Source organism: Pseudomonas sp. BN515 (genome assembly GCF_029873155.1).
Classification (GTDB): domain Bacteria; phylum Pseudomonadota; class Gammaproteobacteria; order Pseudomonadales; family Pseudomonadaceae; genus Metapseudomonas.
In genome coordinates this window covers 66,840-84,788 of sequence record NZ_SSOH01000010.1, presented here as the reverse complement: position 1 = coordinate 84,788, position 17,949 = coordinate 66,840, and the positions used below count along the sequence as shown (strand labels likewise).

Sequence of the window (17,949 nt, the reverse complement as noted above, 5' to 3'; positions counted from 1 at the left end):
GGCGCCATCAATGCAGCGGCTGTACATGCCCCAGCCGGCGCAGGCGCTGGGCCAGGTGCAGATGCTGGGCCGGGTTGTCGCAGAGCAGCAGGGCGCGCTCCAGGTCGTAGCGCTCCGCCTGGGGGCAATCCAGGCGCTGGTAGATATCGGCACGGGCCAGGTGGTCATGCATGCTGGGCGGGCCGAGCAGCAGCACGCGCTCGGCATCCTTCAGCGCGGCGAGGAACTCACCGGCGTCCTGGTGGAGCATGCGCAGGTTGCGCGACAGGCGCTGGAGCATTTCCTTCGCGCTGGCCGTTTGCAGGTGGGCTGCCTGGAGCTCGGCCTGGGGGCCTTGGATGCGGGCCAGCAGGTCGCGGCAATCGCGGGTGTACAGGCGCCGGCCGCTGCACGGGTCGAGCAGGTGGTCGGCACCGGGTACGCGCAGCAGGAAGTGGCCGGGAAAGCCTACCCCGGCCAGGGGAATACCCAGACGTGCGGCCAGCTCCAGGGCGATCAGCGCCAGCGACAGCGGCTGTCCCCGGCGCCGGGTGAGCACCTCGGGCAGCAGCGCGGCGCGCGGGCGCAGGGGCGCATCGTCGTCCTCGTGAAAGTCCAGCTCGTTCAGCCGCCGCAGCAGAGGCTGGGCCAGTTCGGCCGGCGCCAGGTTCGGCAGGCCGGCCGCCACCAGCTGGAGCAGGCCGCCGAATTCGCGCAGCACCCGTTCCGGGTCCAGGCGCGGATCGTGTTCGGCAGCGATCCACAGGGCCGCCTCCAGCATCGCCGGAGGCTCGCGTTCGAGGCAGGCTAGACAGCGTTGGCGCGGGTCCATGGGTATCTCCGAGAGGTTGTTTCCTTGTAGCCAACTGGTTGATTTTCGTCCAGTAGTGGCACGAACAGCGGTTATCTCGGCGCTCCGGCTTATGTCCGCATGCAAGGGGGCGGATGGCGCAGGCCGACCTATACTGGCCCTAAAGTCAGGAAGGGAGACCGCCATGTTCGCCATGATGGAAACCGCCCGGCTGGAGGCGTTGCACCTTGCCAACGACCCCGCCACCGGACTCAAGGCCATCATCGCCATCCACAACACCCGCCTCGGCCCGGCCCTGGGCGGGTGCCGTTACCTCGCCTACCCCGATGATGAAAGCGCCATCCGCGACGCCATCCGTCTCGCCCAGGGCATGAGCTACAAGGCGGCCCTGGCCGGCCTCGACCAGGGAGGTGGCAAGGCGGTGATCATCCGCCCTGCCCATGTGAATGATCGCGCCTCCCTGTTCGAAGCCTTCGGCCGCATGATCGAGTCCCTCAATGGCCGCTACATCACTGCGGTGGACAGCGGCACCTCCAGCGCCGACATGGACTGCATCGCCCAGCAGACCGGCCACGTCACCAGCACCACGGCGGCTGGCGATCCTTCGCCGCACACCGCCCTCGGCGTCTTCGCCGGCATCCGTGCCACCGCCCATGCGCGCCTCGGCAGCGATGACCTCGAAGGCTTGCGCATCGCCGTGCAAGGCCTCGGCCACGTGGGCTACGCCCTGGCCGAACAGCTCCATGCGGTCGGCGCCGAGTTGCTGGTCAGTGACCTGGACACCGGCCGCGTGCAGTTGGCCATCGAGCAGTTGGGCGCCCAACCGGTGGCCGCCGATGCCTTCCTCACCACGCCGTGCGACATCCTCGCGCCCTGCGGCCTGGGCGGAGTGCTCAACGCTCAGACGGTGGGCCAGTTGCGTTGCGCAGCGGTGGCCGGTGCGGCCAACAACCAGCTCGCCAGCCCCGAGATCGCCGACGAGATGGAAGCGCGCGGCATCCTTTATGCGCCGGACTACGTGATCAATTCCGGCGGGCTCATCTACGTCGCCCTCAAGCACAAGGGGGAGACGCTGCCGGCGATCACCGCGCACCTGTCGCGGATCCACCAGCGGCTCACCGAGATCTACGCGCACGCCCAGGCCGACAAGCGATCCCCCGCGCGGGTCGCCGATGCCCTGGCCGAGCGCCTGCTGTTCGGCTGAACGGCCGCCAACCAGCGGCCCGGCCCGTTAGCTCCCGGAGCCACAAGCCCCGGGCACTGCACAGGCACTCAAAAGGTGTAAGGAGCGAAGCCATGTCCAATCGGATCGATTTGCCCTATACGCGCTTCCTCGACCCCGAGGGACGGCTGGTCGGTGAACTGCCAGCCTGGGCCGACGATTTCAACCTGCTCACCAACCTCTATCGCCGCATGGTGCTGACCCGCCTCTTCGACCAGAAGGCGGTGGCCCTGCAACGCACCGGCCGCATCGGCACCTACGCCCCGACCCTGGGCCAGGAAGCCATAGGCGTCGCCATCGGCAGCCTGATGCGCGACGAAGACGTGCTGGTGCCCTATTACCGCGACACCGCCGTGCAGTTGATGCGCGGCGTGCGCATGGAGGAAATCCTGCTCTACTGGGGCGGCGACGAACGCGGCAGCGACTTCCAGGACCCGCGCTCGAAAGAGGACTTCCCCATCTGCGTGCCCATCGCCACCCAGGCGCTGCATGCCTGCGGTGTCGCCACGGCGATCAAGATTCGTGGGCAGCACCGCGCGGTGGTCACCACCTGCGGCGACGGTGCCACCAGCAAGGGCGACTTCCTCGAAGCCCTCAACGTGGCCGGGGCCTGGCAGCTGCCGGTGGTCTTCGTGGTGAACAACAACCAGTGGGCCATCTCGGTGCCCCGGCGCATCCAGAGCGGCGCACCCACTCTCGCGCAGAAGGCCACTGGCGCTGGCTTCCACGGCGAACAAGTGGACGGCAACGACGTGCTGGCCGTCTATGACCGCGTGCAATGGGCACTGGACCGCGCCCGCCACGGCAAGGGACCGATCCTGCTGGAATGCCTCAGCTATCGCCTGGGCGATCACACCACCGCCGACGACGCCACCCGTTACCGCAGCGCCGAGGAGGTCAAGGCGGCCTGGCAGGAAGAACCCATCAAGCGCATGCAGGCCTTCCTCGCTGCCAACCGGGTCTGGGACGAAGGGCGTGAGCAGGCGCTGATCGCCGACTGCCAGCGGCAGGTCCAGATGGCTGTGGATAATTTCGAATCCGCCGGAATCCAGCCGGTGGAGGCGGTGCTCGACCACGTTTACTCGCGCTGGCCGGCCGCTCTCGGCGAGCAGCGCGAAATGCTCCTGGAGCGAGTTGCCCGGCGTGAGCAAGGAGGTAGCCATGACTAACCTCAACACCAGCCTCGAAAAACGCGCCCTGCTGGAAGCCGTGAACCTGGCCCTGCACCGCGCCATGCAGGAAGACGAAAACGTCGTGGTCCTGGGGGAAGACGTGGGCGTCAACGGCGGCGTGTTCCGCGCCACCCTCGGCCTGCGCGACCGTTTTGGCTTCAAGCGGGTGATCGACACGCCGCTGGCGGAAACCATGATCGGCGGCCTCGCCGTGGGCATGGCCGCCCAAGGCCTGAAGCCGGTGATGGAAATCCAGTTCCTCGGTTTCATCTATGCCGCCATGGAGCACCTGGTGTCCCACGCCAGCCGCATCCGCTGCCGCACCCGTGGCCGGCTCACCTGCCCGATGGTGCTGCGCAGCCCCATGGGCGCCGGCATCCGTGCACCGGAGCACCACAGCGAAAGCACCGAAGCGCTGTTCGCCCACATCCCCGGCCTGCGGGTGGTGATCCCGTCCTCGCCGGCACGGGCCTATGGCTTGTTGCTGGCAGCCATCGACGATCCAGACCCGGTGATCTTCCTCGAACCCACCCGGCTTTACCGGATGAACCCGCAACCGATCATCGACGACGGCAGGCGCCTGCCGCTGGACAGCTGCTTCACCCTGCGCGAGGGCTCGGACATCACCCTCGTCAGTTGGGGCGCCAGCGTCCACGAAACATTGCAGGCTGCCGCGAAGCTGGAGGAGCAGGGCGTCTCCGCCGAAGTGATAGACGTGGCCAGCATCAAACCGTTGGACCTGGACACCCTGGAGGCGTCGGTGCGCAAGACCGGCCGCTGCGTGATCGTCCACGAGGCACCGCGCAGTTGCGGGGTCGGCGCGGAGATCGCGGCCAGTCTCTACGAGCGCGCGCTGCTCGACCTGCAGGCGCCGATCCAGCGGGTCACCGCGCCGGACATTCCACCGCCGCTGTATCGCCTGGAGCAGCTCTACATCCCCAGCCCGGAAGACATTCTTGCGGCCTGTGACCTGGTGCTGAACTACGCCTGAGACGAGGAGCGCACGATGAAATACTTCAAACTGCCCGACCTGGGCGAAGGTCTGCAGGAAGCCGAGATCGTCCAGTGGCACGTGAAGGTGGGGGACAGCGTCAAGGCCGACCAACTGCTCGTCTCGGTGGAAACCGCCAAGGCGCTTGTGGATATCCCCGCACCCCATGACGGCGTGGTGGCCAGGACCTTCGGCAAGGAGGGCGACATTCTCCACGTCGGCGAACCGCTGCTGGGTTACGAGGGTGAGGACGCCGATGCCGGCACCGTGGTCGGCCGCCTGGAGGGCGGGGGCAATGCCCAGGCTGACAGCTTCTTCGTCGGCGCCGCGCCATCTACCCGCGAACACCTGGCGCCACGCGCCACCCCAGCGGTACGCCAGCTCGCCCGCCAACTGGGCGTTGAGCTTGCCGCCCTGGCCGGCTCCGGCCCCGACGGCCTGGTGACACGCACGGATGTGGAGCAGGCTGCCCAAAGCGCCCGCGACAGCTTCGGCGGCGAGCGTCTGCGGGGCGTGCGCCGCAGCATGGCGATCAACATGGCGCGCTCCCATGCCGAGGTGGTGCCGGTGACCATCTTCGGCGACGCCGACCTGCACCGCTGGCCGGAAGCCCGCGACCCGCTGATCCGCCTGGGCAAGGCCATCGCCGCCGCCTGCGAGGTGGAACCCATCCTTAACAGCTGGTTCGACGGCCGCGCCTTGTCCATTCGCCAGCACGACAAGCTCGACCTCGGCATTGCCGTCGACACGCAGGACGGACTTTTCGTGCCGGTGTTGCGCAACGTTGGTGGGCGCAGTGCCGAGGACCTGAAGGAAGGCATGGCGCGGCTGCGGGCCGACGTGAAGGCGCGCTCGATCCCGCCGCAGGAAATGATGGGCGCGACCATCACCCTGTCGAACTTCGGCACGCTGTTCGGCCGCTACGCCAACCCGGTGGTCGTCCCGCCCCAGGTGGCGATCATCGGCGCCGGAGGCATCCGCGATGAGGTGGTGGCCTGGCAAGGCAAGGTGGAAATCCACCCGGTGCTGCCGCTGTCGCTGACCTTCGACCACCGGGCGGTGACCGGGGGCGAAGCGGCGCGGTTCCTGAAAGCGCTGGTGCAGGCGCTGGAGCAGCCGTAGGGCAGGGCTGTGCCCTGCTTGGCGAATGAATTCGCCCCTACAGGATTGCCCCAAAGGTGAGCCAGAAGTCACCCCTCTCCCCTTCAGGGAGAGGGGCTGGGGGTGAGGGTGGTTTCCGGCGGCTCTGTGCCAGTCCATTTCGCGAATGAATTCGCCCCCACAAGTCACCTCGGCCCACCCCTTGCCGAACCGGAATCCGGCAGCTATTGCTGTCTGCCTGGAATCGGCAGGAGGCCCCTGATGATCGAATCACCCTGGCAGGGCGCGCTATGGATGGCCCGCGACTTCTGCCTGCTCGATGGCGTTGCCGGCAGTGCGCGTCCCCACGCCCACTACGCCCACCAGGCGCTATTGGCCAAGGTCGCGCCACTGCGCCTGACCCTGGAGGGTGAGCCATGCGGCGGGCGCTTCCTGCTGGTGGAATCGATGCGCGCCCACGCCATCGAGGACCCCAGTCAGGACGTGGTCGCCGTCTATGCCGAACCCCTGGCCTTCAGCCCGGAGACTTTGCGCCAGTTGCTCGCAGATGCCCCGGCGGACCTTGAGCCCCTGGCCGGCTTGTTGCTGGCCGCGCCCCGGCAACAGCTGGACTCGCGAATCGGCAACGCGCTGGCGGCGGTGGATGCCTTGCTGGAGGAAAAGGTCAGCGCGGCGGCCCTGGCGCAACGGGCCTGCCTGTCACTGAGCCAGTTGGAAAGATTGTTCCGCGACCAGGTAGGGCTCTCGGTGCGGCGCCTCGTGCTCTGGCGACGCCTGCGCCTGGCGCTGCGTCTGGCCCTCGAAGGCGAGACGCTGACCCGCGCCGCCCTGGACGCCGGCTTCGCCGATGCCGCGCACTTCTCGCGTACCATGCGCGCCACCTTCGGCATCCGCGCCGACCGCAACCTGGCGCGGCTGAAGCTGCAACTCATCGGTTAGGCGCGGCGCAATCCGGCTGGCGCTTCCGGGCTGGTTCCGTGGGGCTGGTGGCGGAAGGGCTCGACCATCTGGGCGAGGTAGTCGCGGGGATAATCCGGGCGGCTGCCGACCCCCAGGTCATCGACGCCCATGCGGTAATCGCTGTGGAAGGCGGTGCCCAGCAGGTGGTCCCAGAAGCTGAAGAACAGGGCGAAGTTCACGTCTCCCGTGCGGCCGTACTTCATGTGGTGGAAACGGTGCACCGGCGCCCAGGCGAACAGGTGCCGCAGCGGGCCGACACGCATGTCCACATTGCTGTGCTGCAAGAGCAGTTGCAGGGCGATGGCGAAGGCGAGCAGCGCTGCAACCTGCATCGGCATACCCATCATCAGCAAGGGCGCGGTGCCGGCCAGGGCTTCAACCGCCTGGTGCAGCGGGTGCTTCATCAGCCCGTTGAAACCGTACATGCGCTGCACGCTGTGGTGCACGGCGTGCAGGCGCCAGAGCGGTTCCAGGCGGTGGCTGAGGTAATGCATCAGCGTGACGCCGAGGTCGGCGACCAGGACGGCCAGCAGCAACTGGAGCGGCAAAGGCCAGTGGTGGGGCCAGACGCCGGCATTCGGTATCCAGGCGGCTGCCAGCGGAATGGCCGCGATGCCGAGCAGGTTGAGGGTTTCGTTGACCAGCGCATGCAGGCCGTCGCGCAGCCGGTCTCCTCGTGGCCGGTTCCATTGCGGCTCGTAGGGCAGCCAGGCTTCGGCAAGGAAGGCCAGGGCAATGGCCGGCAGCAGCAGGGCGACAAGCCAGTAGGCCGGATGCAGGGCGGTTATCCACAGCGCGGCAGCGAGAAAGCCGAAGAGAAACAGCGGCGCAAAGAAGCAGGCGAAGAGTGAACGCATGGGAGGACTCCTTGTTCGGGGCCTTCAGCGTCGCGTCCTGTGCTCGTCGGGGATTGAACAAACCGCGCAAGTTGGACCAGGCGATTGCCCTTGTGCGGCAATCGCCTGGCCCGTTTTCATGCGGCTCGGTTACCGACGCTGAACACCAGTATCAGCCCCGCCAGTATCCCGCCCATCCCGGCCATGCCCAGGGGCGCCAGGGCATTGCCGAGGAAGAGGTAATCCATCCCCGCCGTCACCACAGGCACCAGGTAGAACAGGCTGGTGACGTTCACCAGGTTGCCCGCCTGCATCAGCCGGTAGAGCAGCAACTGCGCCAGCACGGAGATCACCAGCGCCAGCCAGAGCAGGGGAATGGCGAAGTCCAGGGTCGCCTCGAAGTGGAAGGGCTTGTAGGGCACCAGCAGCAGGCAGGCCAGCAGGCTGGCGCCGTACTGCACCGGCAGGACCTGCATGGGCGATTGCTTGAGGCCTTTTTGCAGGATGGCGCCGAAGGTCATGCTGCCCAGCGAGGCGAAGGCGTAGACCAGCCCGAGGGTGGAGACCTGCGCCCGGCCGATGCTTTGCCACACCAGCAGCACCAGTCCACCCAGTGCGATGGCCAGGCCCAGCAGACGCGCCAGGGAGAAGCGCCGTTCCAGCACCAGCAGCGTGAGGATCGGCTGCACCCCGAGCAGGGCAGCGAGCACGCCGGGGGTGATGCCGTTGTCCAGCGCCAGCAGGTAGCAGATGGTGTAGCCGCCAATCAGCAACAGGCCGACGCCCGCCACCTTCAACCGGCTGCCCGGTTGCGGCAGGGCCTGGCCGCGCCAGCCGCAGACCAGCAGCAAGGTGGCGAAGGCGAGGGCGAAGCGCAGGGTGAGGAAGGCAAAGGGCGAGGCGTGGTCCAGGCCCAGGCGCGCGAAGATCGCGCCGCTGCTCCAGAGCAGCACAAAGAGTGAAGTCGAGGCGAAAGCGCCCCAGACGGATTTGTCCAACGTCATGAATGTTCACCTGTCAGTGAGCAGCAACAGGCTCCGGCGCGCGCGAACGCCGACCGAAAGCGGTCAGGACCGGAGCGGTATCAGTGGCTGGTGATCAGCCGAGCAGCGCGTACGGGGGCGGCGGCGGAAAGCCGGCCCGCACGGCAGGCGGCGGTGCGACAGGCGGGGACATCGGCGACAGGCAGGCGCGAACGCGCGCACCGACGGGGTCGGTGATCATCGCGGAATGGGCGCTTGCGTTGGGCATCTGGGATTCGCCGAAGGAGATGGGCCCCGGAAGGGGGACTTGGCGAAATTAGACCGGGTTTGGCCGGACGTCAATCGGGAAAACATGTGATGCGGGAGGGGAACTGCCTGGGCCCAGCTGCTTGGTGCATCTGCTCCTGAAAGACCAATTCCCCGCCGCATCGCATCAGGAGTTACTCGTCACATCCGGCGCGAGTCACCCCTCTCCTCTTCAGGGAGAGGGGCCGGGGGAGAGGGCGGATCACTCGCCGGGCAGTTCCAGCTCGGTCAGGGCGTCGGGCTGATTCTTGAAGGCGCGGGCGAAGGTATCGCGATGCTTGGCCATGAAGATGCCGATGTCTTCCACCTGCTGCTCGCTCAGGGACGGCACCGCCTTTTGCAGGACCTCGGCCAGGGACTCGGCCAGTTCGAGCATCTTGTCGTAACGGTCGGCTTCGGCCTTATCCATGAACAGACGCTCCGGATCGCGGCTGCTGCGGTACACCACTTCGACGGCCATTCATCACCCCTCACCTTCATTGGTTGGAAAATACTGGATGTGCGTACAGTATTCGGAATGATGGCAAATGGAAATAGCCCGTAGGAAATTTCCATTCGCCGGCCTGTTTCAGCGATCGCTGCGAATCGGGCCGAATTCCGCTGGAACCCAAGCATAGCCCTTGCCTTCGCCTTCGCTACGGACGTGGCCGAGGCCGGGGAAGGGCAGGTGCGCGCCGGCTACCCAGAGCTTGTCCTTCGCGGCAGCGGCGAATACCTGCTTGCGGCTGGCGATGGCCTTGGCGTTATCCACATCGAACTCGATGGCGATGTCCGGGTTGGCGAACTGGGTGGCATGGCTGTGCACCACGTCGCCCCAGACCAGCAGTTCCTGGCCGTTGGAGCTGAACAGGTAGCCGGTGTGGCCGGGAGTATGGCCAGGCGAGGGTGCGACGCTGACGCCTTCCACCAGGGCATCACCTGCGCTGTAGGTCTTCAGCTTGCCGGCTGCCTTGTAGGGTGCCACGGCCTTCTGCGCCATTTCGAAGAAGGCTTTCGAGTCTGCCGGAGCCTTGGCCGCTACCTCGGGGTTCAACCAGAAGCCGGCTTCATCCCGGGTGACGAACACCGTGGCGTTGGCGAAGGCCGGTTTGCCCTCGGCGTCCAACAGGCCGCAGGCGTGGTCCGGGTGCAGGTGGGTAAGCAGCACGCTGTCCACTTGCTCCGGTTGGTAACCGGCGGCCTTGAGGTTGCCGAGGATGCCGCCGAGGGTGGGGCCGAAGCACTTCGACGAGCCGGTATCCACCAGCACCAACTGCTTGCCGGTGTTGACCAGATAGGCGTTGACCGCCGTCTGCACGCCCTTGCTGGACTCGATGAACATGCGCGCCAGCAAGCTCTGGATATCTTCCGCGCTGGCGCCCTTGAGCAGGTTGGTGCCGAGGTCCACGTAGCCGTCGTAGAGCGCGGTGACTTCCAGATCACCCACGGCCATGCGGTAGAAGCCGGGAACCTGGGTCTGTTGCTTGGCCACTGGCGCGGCCTGGGCGGTGATGGGCGCGGCGAACGGCAGGGCCAGGGCGAGGGCAGCGAAAAGGACGTGGCGAGGGTGAAGCGGGCGGCTCATGACGAAGCTCCATTTCGGGATGAGCGGTGTTTATGCGGGGTGAGCGCCGGTGATGTCCAGTACGCAGTTTTTCCTGCGTGACGCACCTGGCGGTAAGGGCTGCGACAACCTGCCTCGTGGCGCAGGCGATAGGGCGGCCCCCATCCTGCATAACCCCAATGTCACCTTTCCCCGTCACCATCGGGGCCGTCGTCGCAAGGAGTTGTATCGTGAAAATCAACTGGGCTGATCGAACGCGCGAAAACGTGCATGGCCTGGCCGAGTCGCTGGGAAATCTCCTGGTGGAGAGCTTCCACTACCTGGCGTTGTTCGCCATCGGCGGGATCACCGCCTGGGCCGCCGTGGTGGCTTTCCTGGGGATGGTGGACAAGGGGCACGCCACGGTCGATGACATCCTGTTGCTGTTCATCTACCTCGAACTGGGCGCCATGGTCGGCATCTACTTCAAGACCAACCACATGCCGGTGCGCTTCCTGATCTACGTGGCGATCACCGCGCTGACCCGCCTGTTGATTTCCGATGTCTCGCACCATCACCGGCCGGACCTGGGGGCGGTCTTCGTGTCCGGGGCCATCCTGCTGCTGGCGCTTGCCATCCTGGTAGTGCGCTATGCCTCCTCGCGCTTCCCCTCGGTACAGATCGACGCCCCGCCACGTCGTCGCAACCTGGCGCGCCGGGTCGAGGTGGAAGAGGAAGCCTGACCCCGTGCACAGATAGCGTGCATCAGATGCGCGCTATCTGTGCGGCGTTCACCCGCCCGGTGCGTACCGGCGCCACATGGCCGCCAGTCATGCTGGTGAGCAATTCCCCCACCTTGTTCCCGCTCTCGATGGCGATCCCCAGGCGAACGCTTTCGATCACCCGCTTCAGCCGGGCCGGATCATTGCGCTGGGCCGCGCTGATCATGCGCCGTGCTACCACGCCCTGTTCATTGGTAAGGGTCAGCAGGATGCTGCCGTCTGGGCTGACGAGGCTGAGGTTGACCCGGAATTCGGCCTGGAATGCGTCGGTGAGAATCTGGAAGGGGTTGTACATGGCCTGTCACCTGGTTGGTCGAGCGATGAGTCGATGGACGCCCGGAGAGCTGCAAAGTTCGAACCGCTGGGACCGGTGGTAGGGGCGTGTTCCGACCAGGTGTCGCAGATAGCCGGATCGGGGTCGTTTCGCGCAGGTTGATAGAAATTGTCTGTTGCAATACAAGAGCGAATGTAAATAATTCTCAAGTTTATTTCTGAGAATTCCTTTGCCTCTGTCGGATCGCGTTCCGCCAGGGCGCCCTCAAGCAAGGTAGCAACGTGAGCAAAGCCAAGACTTCTTCGCGCTGGGACGTGACTGCGCGGGTGCTGGCGGCGATTCTCGGCGGCTACGCCCTGGCCTACGCGGCCACGGCGTTCCTCTCCGTGTATCTGCCGCTGGTGCGCAGCGACCGGGTGGTATTCGCCAGCCTGGCCTGCTTCGTCGTCTACACCCTCGCCATCCTCTACGCCTTTGCCGCGCGTTCGGCCCTGCGGCTCTGGCTGGTGCTGATCGGGGTGACCGCCCTGATGGCCCTGGCGGCCTACCTGCCCGGCGACTTCGGAGTACGCCCATGAGCCTGCGCCAATCCATGGCCGGACTGCACACCTGGGGTGGACTGCTGCCGTCCTGGCTGTTGTTCGTGATCTTCTTCGCCGGCAGCATCGCCTGCTTCGACAAGGAGCTGGAGCGCTGGATGCGTCCCGCGCTGCATGAGCCCTCCAGCCACGCCATGACCGTCGACCAGGTGCGCGACGCGATGCTGGCCAAGGCGCCGGATGCCCACGCCATCTGGATTCGCCCGCCGAGCGAGCGCGAACCCTTCTACTGGGCCGGTTACGAGCCGGCTGACGAAAGCGAGTTCGTACGTTTTGCCCTTGACCCCGCCACCGGCGAGGCGATGCCGGAAACCGTCGGCGGACTGTTCTTCTTCACCCTGCACTACGACCTCAACGCCGGGATGGTCGGCATGTACATCGTGGCCATCGCCGCCATGTTCATGCTGGTGGCGCTGATCAGCGGCATCATCATCCACCGCCGCATCTTCAAGGATTTCTTCACCCTGCGCCCGGACGCCAACGGCCAGCGCGCCTGGCTGGATGCGCACAACCTGTTCGGCGTGGTGGGGCTGCCGTTCCACCTGCTCATCGCCTACACGGGCCTTGCCATCTTCGTGGTGTTCTACATGCCCGCCGGCATCCAGCGCGCCTACGACGGCGATGCCGAGGCGTTCTTCCACGACGTGATGGGCGCTTATTCGCGCGAAGACGTGAAGCAGCCGGCGCCGCCGCCCATGTCCCTCGACAGCCTGGTGGCTGATGCCCACCGTCGTTGGGGCGGTAACGAGACGGGCTGGATCAGCGTGCATCATCCGGGCGACGCCGCTGCCGTGGTGGATATCCGCCGCTACGACCGCTCCGGCATCGTCGACTTCCAGTGGACCTTGTCCTATGACGCCGCCAGCGGTGAGCTGCTCCACGAACAGAAGCCCTACAGCCCCGGCTACCAGAGCTACGCCTGGCTGACCAACCTGCACATGGCGCAGTTCGGCGGGCAGATCGTCCGTGCCCTCTACCTGCTGCTTGGCCTGATGGGCTGCGCGATGCTGGTGGCCGGCTTGCAGGTCTGGCTGCGCAAGCGCGAGGCGCGCGGCGGCTACGGCATCGGCCTGGTGCGTGCGCTGAATGGCGCGGTAGTCGGCGGCCTGCCGGTGGCCAGCCTCGGCCTGCTCTATGGCAATCGCCTGTTGCCGGCTGGCATGGCTGAGCGCGCCAGCGCGGAAACCTGGGTATTCGTTGGCGTCTGGTTGCTGGTGGCGGCCTGGGCCGTGCTACGCCGCAACAGCGGCAAGGTCGCCCGCGACGTGCTGGCTGTCGTGGCCGTCCTGGCCCTCGGCCTGCCGCTGCTCAATGCACTGCTCACGCCCCAGGGTAGCCTGCTGGCCACCCTGGCACGCGGTGATTGGGACATGGCCAGCATCGACCTCGTGCTGCTCGCGTCCGGCGTGCTCTGCGGCCACATGGCCTGGCGCCGTTCGCAACCCCAGGTGGTGAAGGCACCGCGCGTCCGCCGTCGCCTGGTGGAGGAGAGCGCCTGATGCTGGTCCTGAGTTTTGCCTTCTGTTACCTGGCCATGACCGGATTGGCCCTGGCCATGTCGCGCCAGCACAAACTGGTATTCAGCGGCGCCCCGAGCGAATCCCGCAGCCACTTGCTGCGGATCGGTGCGGTGCTCGCCATGTTGATTGGCCTGGCCCTGGCCATCGCCGAACTGGGTGGTGAAATCGGCGGCGTGATCTGGCTCTGCCAACTGATGCTCGCCGGCCTGCTGCTGGTCGCACTGCTGGCCTGGCAGGCCCGCTGGGTGCTGCCGCTGGTGGCCCTGTTGCCGCTGGGAGGCGGCGTACTGGCTCTGGTCTGAACCGTCCGACTGGAGCCGATATCGCGGGGTACCGGCAGGCGTAAACTGGTCCTGGCGGTGCCCTGCATCACCGTCAGGAGGTGTTCCATGCGACCCACGTTGCCCCTCATCGTGCTGGCCCTGCTGATCCTGTCTCCGACCGTGCTGGCATCCTCCACCGAGGTCAGCTTCAGCAATCCGGACAAGTACAGCGACGCGCGCCTGTACCGTGATTACGGCCGTGGCGCGGACGACTTCGTGCTGAAGGACCTCAAGGCCCACATCGAGAAGCTCGGCAAGCGCTACCTGCAATCCGGGCAGACGCTCAAGGTGGACGTCCTCGACATCGACCTGGCCGGCCAGTACGAGCCCTGGCGGGTGAACTTCCAGGATGTGCGCTTCATGCGCGAAGTGACCTGGCCCCGGATCAAGCTGCACTACAGCCTGGAACAGGACGGCAAGGTCCTGGTCAGCCGCGATGTGACGGTGATCGACCAGTCCTACCTGCAACACGGCAACTACTACTTCAGCAACGACCGCCTGCGCTACGAGAAGACCATGCTGGATGATTGGTTCCGCTGGAACATCGGGTCGAAGGACAAGACGGTTTCGTATTGATTGGCGGGGTAGGGCGGACCTGCGGCCCGCTTGGCGAATAAATTCGCCCCTACAAAATCACCGTCGCAGAGGTGAGCTGGGAGTCACCCCTCTCCTCTTCAGGGAGAGGGGCCGGGGGTGAGGGGGATAACCGGCGGCTCGGTGCTGCCCCTTTCGCGAATGAAATCGCTCACAGGGAAGGGCAGGGCTGCGCCCTGCTTAGCGATTGAAATCGCCCCCACAAAGTCGTCGCCACAGAGGTGAGCCGAGAGTCACCCCTCGCCCGCTTGCGGGAGAGGGGCCGAGGGTGAGGGAGGCCCGTTAAAACTCCACGCTGTAACTCAAGCTGTAGGTACGACCACGGCCGTGGTAGTCGAACAGGTCGGCGGGGATGTTGGCGCTGTAGAACACCTGCGCGCGCTGGCCCCAGACGGTGGTGTAGTCCTTGTCCAGCAGGTTCTGGATGCCGAAGTTGAGCGTGCCCACCGGCAGGACCTGGCTACCCAGCAGGTCGAAGGTCGCGTAGCCGTCGATCTTGTGGTCCTTGCCGTCGAACTGGCCGCTGGCGAGGACGTTGCCGTCGTCGGACAGGTTGAAGGTGCGCACGCCTTGCAGGCGCAGGCTGGTGTCGTCGTCGCGCCAGCCGACGAAGGCGGTCAGCTTGGAGGGGCTGGCGGCGGTCACGTCCTGCTTCTGCCAGCGGTCGTCGATCTTCTGTTGGGAACGGATGGCCAGCGCGCTGGTGCCGATCTGCCAACTGTCGTTCAACCAGTAGTTGGCCTGGCCTTCCAGGCCGTAGTTGCGCTTCTTGTTGTCCAGTTGCTCCACCAGCAGGGTGGTGCGGTTGTAGGTGATGCTCTTGTCGGACCACGCATAGAAGGCGGCCAGCTGCGCATCCAGGCTGCCGTCATAGTGGCGCCAGCCGAGTTCCACCTGCTTGGTCTTGATGCCGTCGAGGGCCGAATCCTTCACGTTCACGCCTTTCTGCAGCACCCAGCGACCATTGACCGGCGCGGCGGAGTAGGTGCCCTGGCCGTAGTACTTGGCTGGGTCCGGCAGCTCGAAACCTTCGGAGTAGTTGGCCCAGAGCTGCTGCGCCTTGTTCAGCTTGTAGACGGCGCCGAAGTTGTAGAGGTCGACCTGGTAGTCCTTCTCGCCGCCAGGAATGGCGTCGGCGCTGGTGCCGTTGCCCTTGCTGATCTGGATCTGTTGGGCTGCTGCAACGAAGTCACCGACATCATTGTTGGTGCGCTGGCGACGCACGCCGCCGGACAGGGTGAGGTCGTCGGTGGCGCGCCAGCTGCCCTGTGCGAACAGGGAGTTGCTGTCGGTGTCGATGTCCGGGTAGCGGCCGACCTTGGCATATTCGTCGGCCACCAGGCCACCGGTCTGCGCGGCGGTGTTGAGGTCGAACAGGGCCTGGTCGGAGTCGAAGCTTTCACGCTCGATGTCGGCGCCGTAGGTCAGGGTGAAACGGTCCCACTCCTTCACCAGCACGGCCTTCAACCCGTAGTAGTCGGTGTCCTGCTGAGAAGCGGAGTAGTAGGAGCGAGCCGGGTTGATGGCGCCGGTGCCGGTGAAGCTGATGCTCGGGTAGGGCTGGAAGGCCATCTCTTCGCTGCGGTAGTAGGCCTGCAGGTAGAGGTCGTGGCCCAGTACTTCGGGGGCGTGGTAGGTGGCGTTGAACTGGGTGCGCTCGGTGCGCGGCTCGCGGTCGAAGCTGGCGCCGCCTTCGATCTCGAAGGGTTCCAGGCCGCGCAGGCCAGCGAAGTTGCGGCCGAGGTCGACGCCCTTGTCGCCGTCATAGCCGGAGTCGTACCACTGGGCGCCGAGGCTCAGGCTGTGGCCATTGGCGAAGGCGAAGTCGAGGCTGCCCATGACGTCCACCGACTGGTTGTACTGCAGGTCGGTCTGGGTGATGTCGAGCATTACCTGGTCGCCGCTGCCGTCGTAGGCGGCGCCGTTCTTCTGGTAGGCCACCGAGGCGCGGCCCTTGATCTGCTCATTGCCGCCACTGACGGATTGGGCGGCGCGCCAATCGTGGTCCTGGCTGGTCTCGAAGCCGCTGCGCAGACCCACTTCGCTGTTGAAGCGCGCAGGTCCCGCCTCGCCCTTCTTGGTGACGATGTTGATGATGCCGCCGGTGGCGCCGCCGCCGTACACCGCGCTGGCGCCGGAGAGCACTTCGATGCGCTCGATGTTGAACGGGTCGATGGAGTCGAACTGGCGGCTGATGCCCCGGGAGCTGTTCAGGGATACGCCGTCGATCATCACCAGGGCGCTGCGGCCGCGCATGTTCTGGCCGAAGTTGGTGCGCCCCTGGGGGCCGACGTCGAGACCGGGGATCAGTTGGCCGAGCGCTTCCTTGAAGGGCACGCCGCCCTTCGTCTGCTCCTGCAGCTGCGGCGCGTCGATGATCCACACGGTGCCCGGCAGCTCGCTGATGCTGGTGGGCGCGCGGGAACCGACCACCACCTGGCGGTCCACCTCGATGGCGGCGCCGGAGGATTGCAGGCTGTAGCCGCCGTCCTGGGCCACGGCGTGCAGGCCGCTGCCGGCCAGCAACTGGTTCAGTCCCTCGTCGACACCGTATTGGCCATACAGACCCTGGGTCTGGCGGCCGGCGGTCAGCTCGGGGCTGAAGGACAGCAGCACGCCTGCTTCGCGGCCGAACTGGTTGAGCGCTGCTTCCAGCGGGCCGGCGGGAATGTCGAAGGCCTGGCGCTGGCTTTCGGCGCCGATTTCCAGGCTGGCGGCAACAGCTGCGTAGGGCAGGGCGGCAGCCAGACTGAGGCCGAGCAGCAGCGGCTGCATGGCACGGACCAGGGGCTTGCGGGCAAAGCGATGGAGGCGGGGCGGATACTGCATGGAGGCGTCTCGACTGTGAATTGGGAAGGTCTCTGTCTGCCTTGTCACGCGAGATCGGAAAAAAGGCTCAGCTTGCGCAAAAAATGTTGATTGCTATCGCTTCGTCCCTACGGGTCGGGGAGGTGCGGGCTTCGTAGGATGGCGTTGAGCGCAGCGATACCCATCGTTCCGGGCGCAGGGGATCACCCCGTAGCGCGCGGGTGCACCTTGATCCAGTAACGGGTCAGGCTGTGCACCTCCACCGGCAGCGCCTTGGGCAGCATGGCGAGGATGCGTTCGGTGTTGTCCAGCGGGTAGCTGCCGGAAATCAGCAGGCCGGCCACCTGCGGGTCGCAGCTGAGGTGGCCGCGTCGGTAGCGGCCGAGTTCAGCGAGGAAGTCGTCCAGGCGCATGTGGCTTGCCACCAGCATTCCCTGGGTCCAGGCCAGGCTGTCTTCGCTGGCGCTTGCGGGCGGGTCGATGCGGGTGGGCGAGAGGTTGGCCTGTTGGCCGGGCAGCAGCGACTGGCGCTGGCCATCGGCGAGCAGGTCGGCACTGCCATCGAACAGGGTGACGCGGCTGCTGCGTTCGAGGATGCGCACATTCAGGCGGCCGCCATGGCTTTCGATCAGGCCCTGGGGCGTGTGGATGCGCAGCGGACGCGGATCGCTGACGCCGTCGAGGAGGATTTCCCCCTGACGCATCTCGATCAGCCGCTGTCCCGCATCGAAGCGGATATCCACCGCGCTGGCGGTGTTCAGTTCCAGGCGCGAACCATCGGCCAGGTGCAATGCGCGACGTTCACCGACGCCAGTGGATTCGTCGTTGCGCAGGGCCAGGAAGGGTTCGTTGTCGCGCAGGCTGAAGGCCCCGCCGCCGACCAGTGCGCACAGCATCAGCAGCTTCAGCGCTTCGCGGCGATTGCGCTGGGCAGGGGCGCCGAGGGCCGCAAGTGCCAGCGGCGTATCCAGGCCGCGCAGCCCCTGATTGATGCTTTCGATGCGTTGCCAGGCGCGCTCGTGCTCGCTATCGGCGGCGCGCCATTGCTGCCAGGCCAGACGGCGTTGCTCGCTGATGTCGCCGCTCTGCAGTTCCACCAGCCACTCCACGGCCTGCTCGGCGACGACCGGGGCGATGTGGCTGCGATCAACTGTGGAAAGTCCCAT

The 17,949-nt window shown here is 66.3% G+C and carries 18 protein-coding genes; 10 read left to right on the top strand and 8 right to left on the bottom strand.

The genetic code is table 11. From position 1 onward, the window contains the following. Positions 1-7 precede the first annotated feature (7 nt). Positions 8-811, bottom strand: a complete 804-nt coding sequence (locus E8E91_RS00510) for a transglutaminase family protein (RefSeq protein WP_280374129.1) — start codon at positions 809-811, stop codon at positions 8-10. 163 nt (positions 812-974) lie between these two features. Between E8E91_RS00510 and E8E91_RS00505 the strand changes: the two genes are divergently transcribed. From E8E91_RS00505 to E8E91_RS00485, 5 genes are all read left to right on the top strand, one after another. Then, complete coding sequence (locus E8E91_RS00505) at positions 975-1,994, top strand: Glu/Leu/Phe/Val dehydrogenase dimerization domain-containing protein (protein ID WP_280374127.1); 1,020 nt, start codon at positions 975-977, stop codon at positions 1,992-1,994. 92 nt (positions 1,995-2,086) lie between these two features. Further along, the gene (pdhA, locus tag E8E91_RS00500) at positions 2,087-3,181 is read left to right on the top strand and encodes a pyruvate dehydrogenase (acetyl-transferring) E1 component subunit alpha (RefSeq protein WP_280374126.1); all 1,095 of its coding nucleotides are present in this window, start codon (positions 2,087-2,089) and stop codon (positions 3,179-3,181) included. Beyond that, complete coding sequence (locus E8E91_RS00495; RefSeq protein ID WP_280367821.1) at positions 3,174-4,175, top strand: alpha-ketoacid dehydrogenase subunit beta; 1,002 nt, start codon at positions 3,174-3,176, stop codon at positions 4,173-4,175. The genes pdhA and E8E91_RS00495 overlap by 8 nt, the downstream gene beginning before the upstream one ends. 15 nt (positions 4,176-4,190) lie before the next feature. After that, the gene (locus E8E91_RS00490; protein WP_280367823.1) at positions 4,191-5,297 is read left to right on the top strand and encodes a dihydrolipoamide acetyltransferase family protein; all 1,107 of its coding nucleotides are present in this window, start codon (positions 4,191-4,193) and stop codon (positions 5,295-5,297) included. Between the two features lie 240 nt (positions 5,298-5,537). Next, positions 5,538-6,215 carry an AraC family transcriptional regulator gene (locus tag E8E91_RS00485; RefSeq protein WP_280374124.1) on the top strand — a complete coding sequence of 226 codons (678 nt, stop codon included), beginning with the start codon at positions 5,538-5,540 and terminating at the stop codon, positions 6,213-6,215. On the opposite strand, the gene E8E91_RS00480 is transcribed toward E8E91_RS00485, so the two are convergent. The 4 genes from E8E91_RS00480 to E8E91_RS00465 form a co-directional block, all read right to left on the bottom strand. Then, positions 6,212-7,093 carry a sterol desaturase family protein gene (locus E8E91_RS00480; RefSeq protein ID WP_280374123.1) on the bottom strand — a complete coding sequence of 294 codons (882 nt, stop codon included), beginning with the start codon at positions 7,091-7,093 and terminating at the stop codon, positions 6,212-6,214. The two genes, E8E91_RS00485 and E8E91_RS00480, sit on opposite strands and share 4 nt — an antisense overlap. A 116-nt stretch (positions 7,094-7,209) precedes the next feature. Beyond that, complete coding sequence (locus E8E91_RS00475; RefSeq protein WP_280374122.1) at positions 7,210-8,076, bottom strand: DMT family transporter; 867 nt, start codon at positions 8,074-8,076, stop codon at positions 7,210-7,212. Positions 8,077-8,563: 487 nt separating this feature from the next. After that, positions 8,564-8,821: a YebG family protein gene (locus E8E91_RS00470; RefSeq protein WP_190830791.1), complete on the bottom strand. Its 258-nt coding sequence runs from the start codon at positions 8,819-8,821 to the stop codon at positions 8,564-8,566. Positions 8,822-8,929: 108 nt separating this feature from the next. Continuing rightward, the gene (locus E8E91_RS00465) at positions 8,930-9,925 is read right to left on the bottom strand and encodes an MBL fold metallo-hydrolase (RefSeq protein ID WP_280374120.1); all 996 of its coding nucleotides are present in this window, start codon (positions 9,923-9,925) and stop codon (positions 8,930-8,932) included. Between the two features lie 209 nt (positions 9,926-10,134). Between E8E91_RS00465 and E8E91_RS00460 the strand changes: the two genes are divergently transcribed. After that, positions 10,135-10,626, top strand: coding sequence for a phosphate-starvation-inducible protein PsiE (locus E8E91_RS00460; RefSeq protein WP_280374118.1), 492 nt, complete (start codon positions 10,135-10,137; stop codon positions 10,624-10,626). A gap of 22 nt (positions 10,627-10,648) precedes the next feature. On the opposite strand, the gene E8E91_RS00455 is transcribed toward E8E91_RS00460, so the two are convergent. Next, positions 10,649-10,960 carry a DUF3509 domain-containing protein gene (locus E8E91_RS00455; protein WP_280374117.1) on the bottom strand — a complete coding sequence of 104 codons (312 nt, stop codon included), beginning with the start codon at positions 10,958-10,960 and terminating at the stop codon, positions 10,649-10,651. Between the two features lie 260 nt (positions 10,961-11,220). On the opposite strand from E8E91_RS00455, the gene E8E91_RS00450 reads away from it, so the two are divergent. From E8E91_RS00450 to E8E91_RS00435, 4 genes are all read left to right on the top strand, one after another. Further along, on the top strand, positions 11,221-11,517 hold the full coding sequence (locus E8E91_RS00450) for a DUF3649 domain-containing protein (protein ID WP_280374115.1): 297 nt from the start codon (positions 11,221-11,223) through the stop codon (positions 11,515-11,517). Continuing rightward, the gene (locus E8E91_RS00445; RefSeq protein ID WP_280374113.1) at positions 11,514-13,037 is read left to right on the top strand and encodes a PepSY-associated TM helix domain-containing protein; all 1,524 of its coding nucleotides are present in this window, start codon (positions 11,514-11,516) and stop codon (positions 13,035-13,037) included. The genes E8E91_RS00450 and E8E91_RS00445 overlap by 4 nt, the downstream gene beginning before the upstream one ends. Beyond that, positions 13,037-13,360, top strand: coding sequence for a DUF3325 domain-containing protein (locus E8E91_RS00440; RefSeq protein ID WP_280374111.1), 324 nt, complete (start codon positions 13,037-13,039; stop codon positions 13,358-13,360). Before E8E91_RS00445 ends, E8E91_RS00440 begins: the two co-directional genes overlap by 1 nt. 87 nt (positions 13,361-13,447) lie before the next feature. Continuing rightward, positions 13,448-13,957, top strand: coding sequence for a DUF3016 domain-containing protein (locus E8E91_RS00435; RefSeq protein ID WP_280374109.1), 510 nt, complete (start codon positions 13,448-13,450; stop codon positions 13,955-13,957). Between the two features lie 300 nt (positions 13,958-14,257). On the opposite strand, the gene E8E91_RS00430 is transcribed toward E8E91_RS00435, so the two are convergent. Both E8E91_RS00430 and E8E91_RS00425 read right to left on the bottom strand, forming a co-directional pair. Further along, positions 14,258-16,804, bottom strand: coding sequence for a TonB-dependent receptor (locus E8E91_RS00430; protein WP_280374108.1), 2,547 nt, complete (start codon positions 16,802-16,804; stop codon positions 14,258-14,260). A 182-nt stretch (positions 16,805-16,986) separates the two neighbouring features. Further along, on the bottom strand, positions 16,987-17,949 hold the full coding sequence (locus tag E8E91_RS00425; RefSeq protein ID WP_280374107.1) for a FecR family protein: 963 nt from the start codon (positions 17,947-17,949) through the stop codon (positions 16,987-16,989).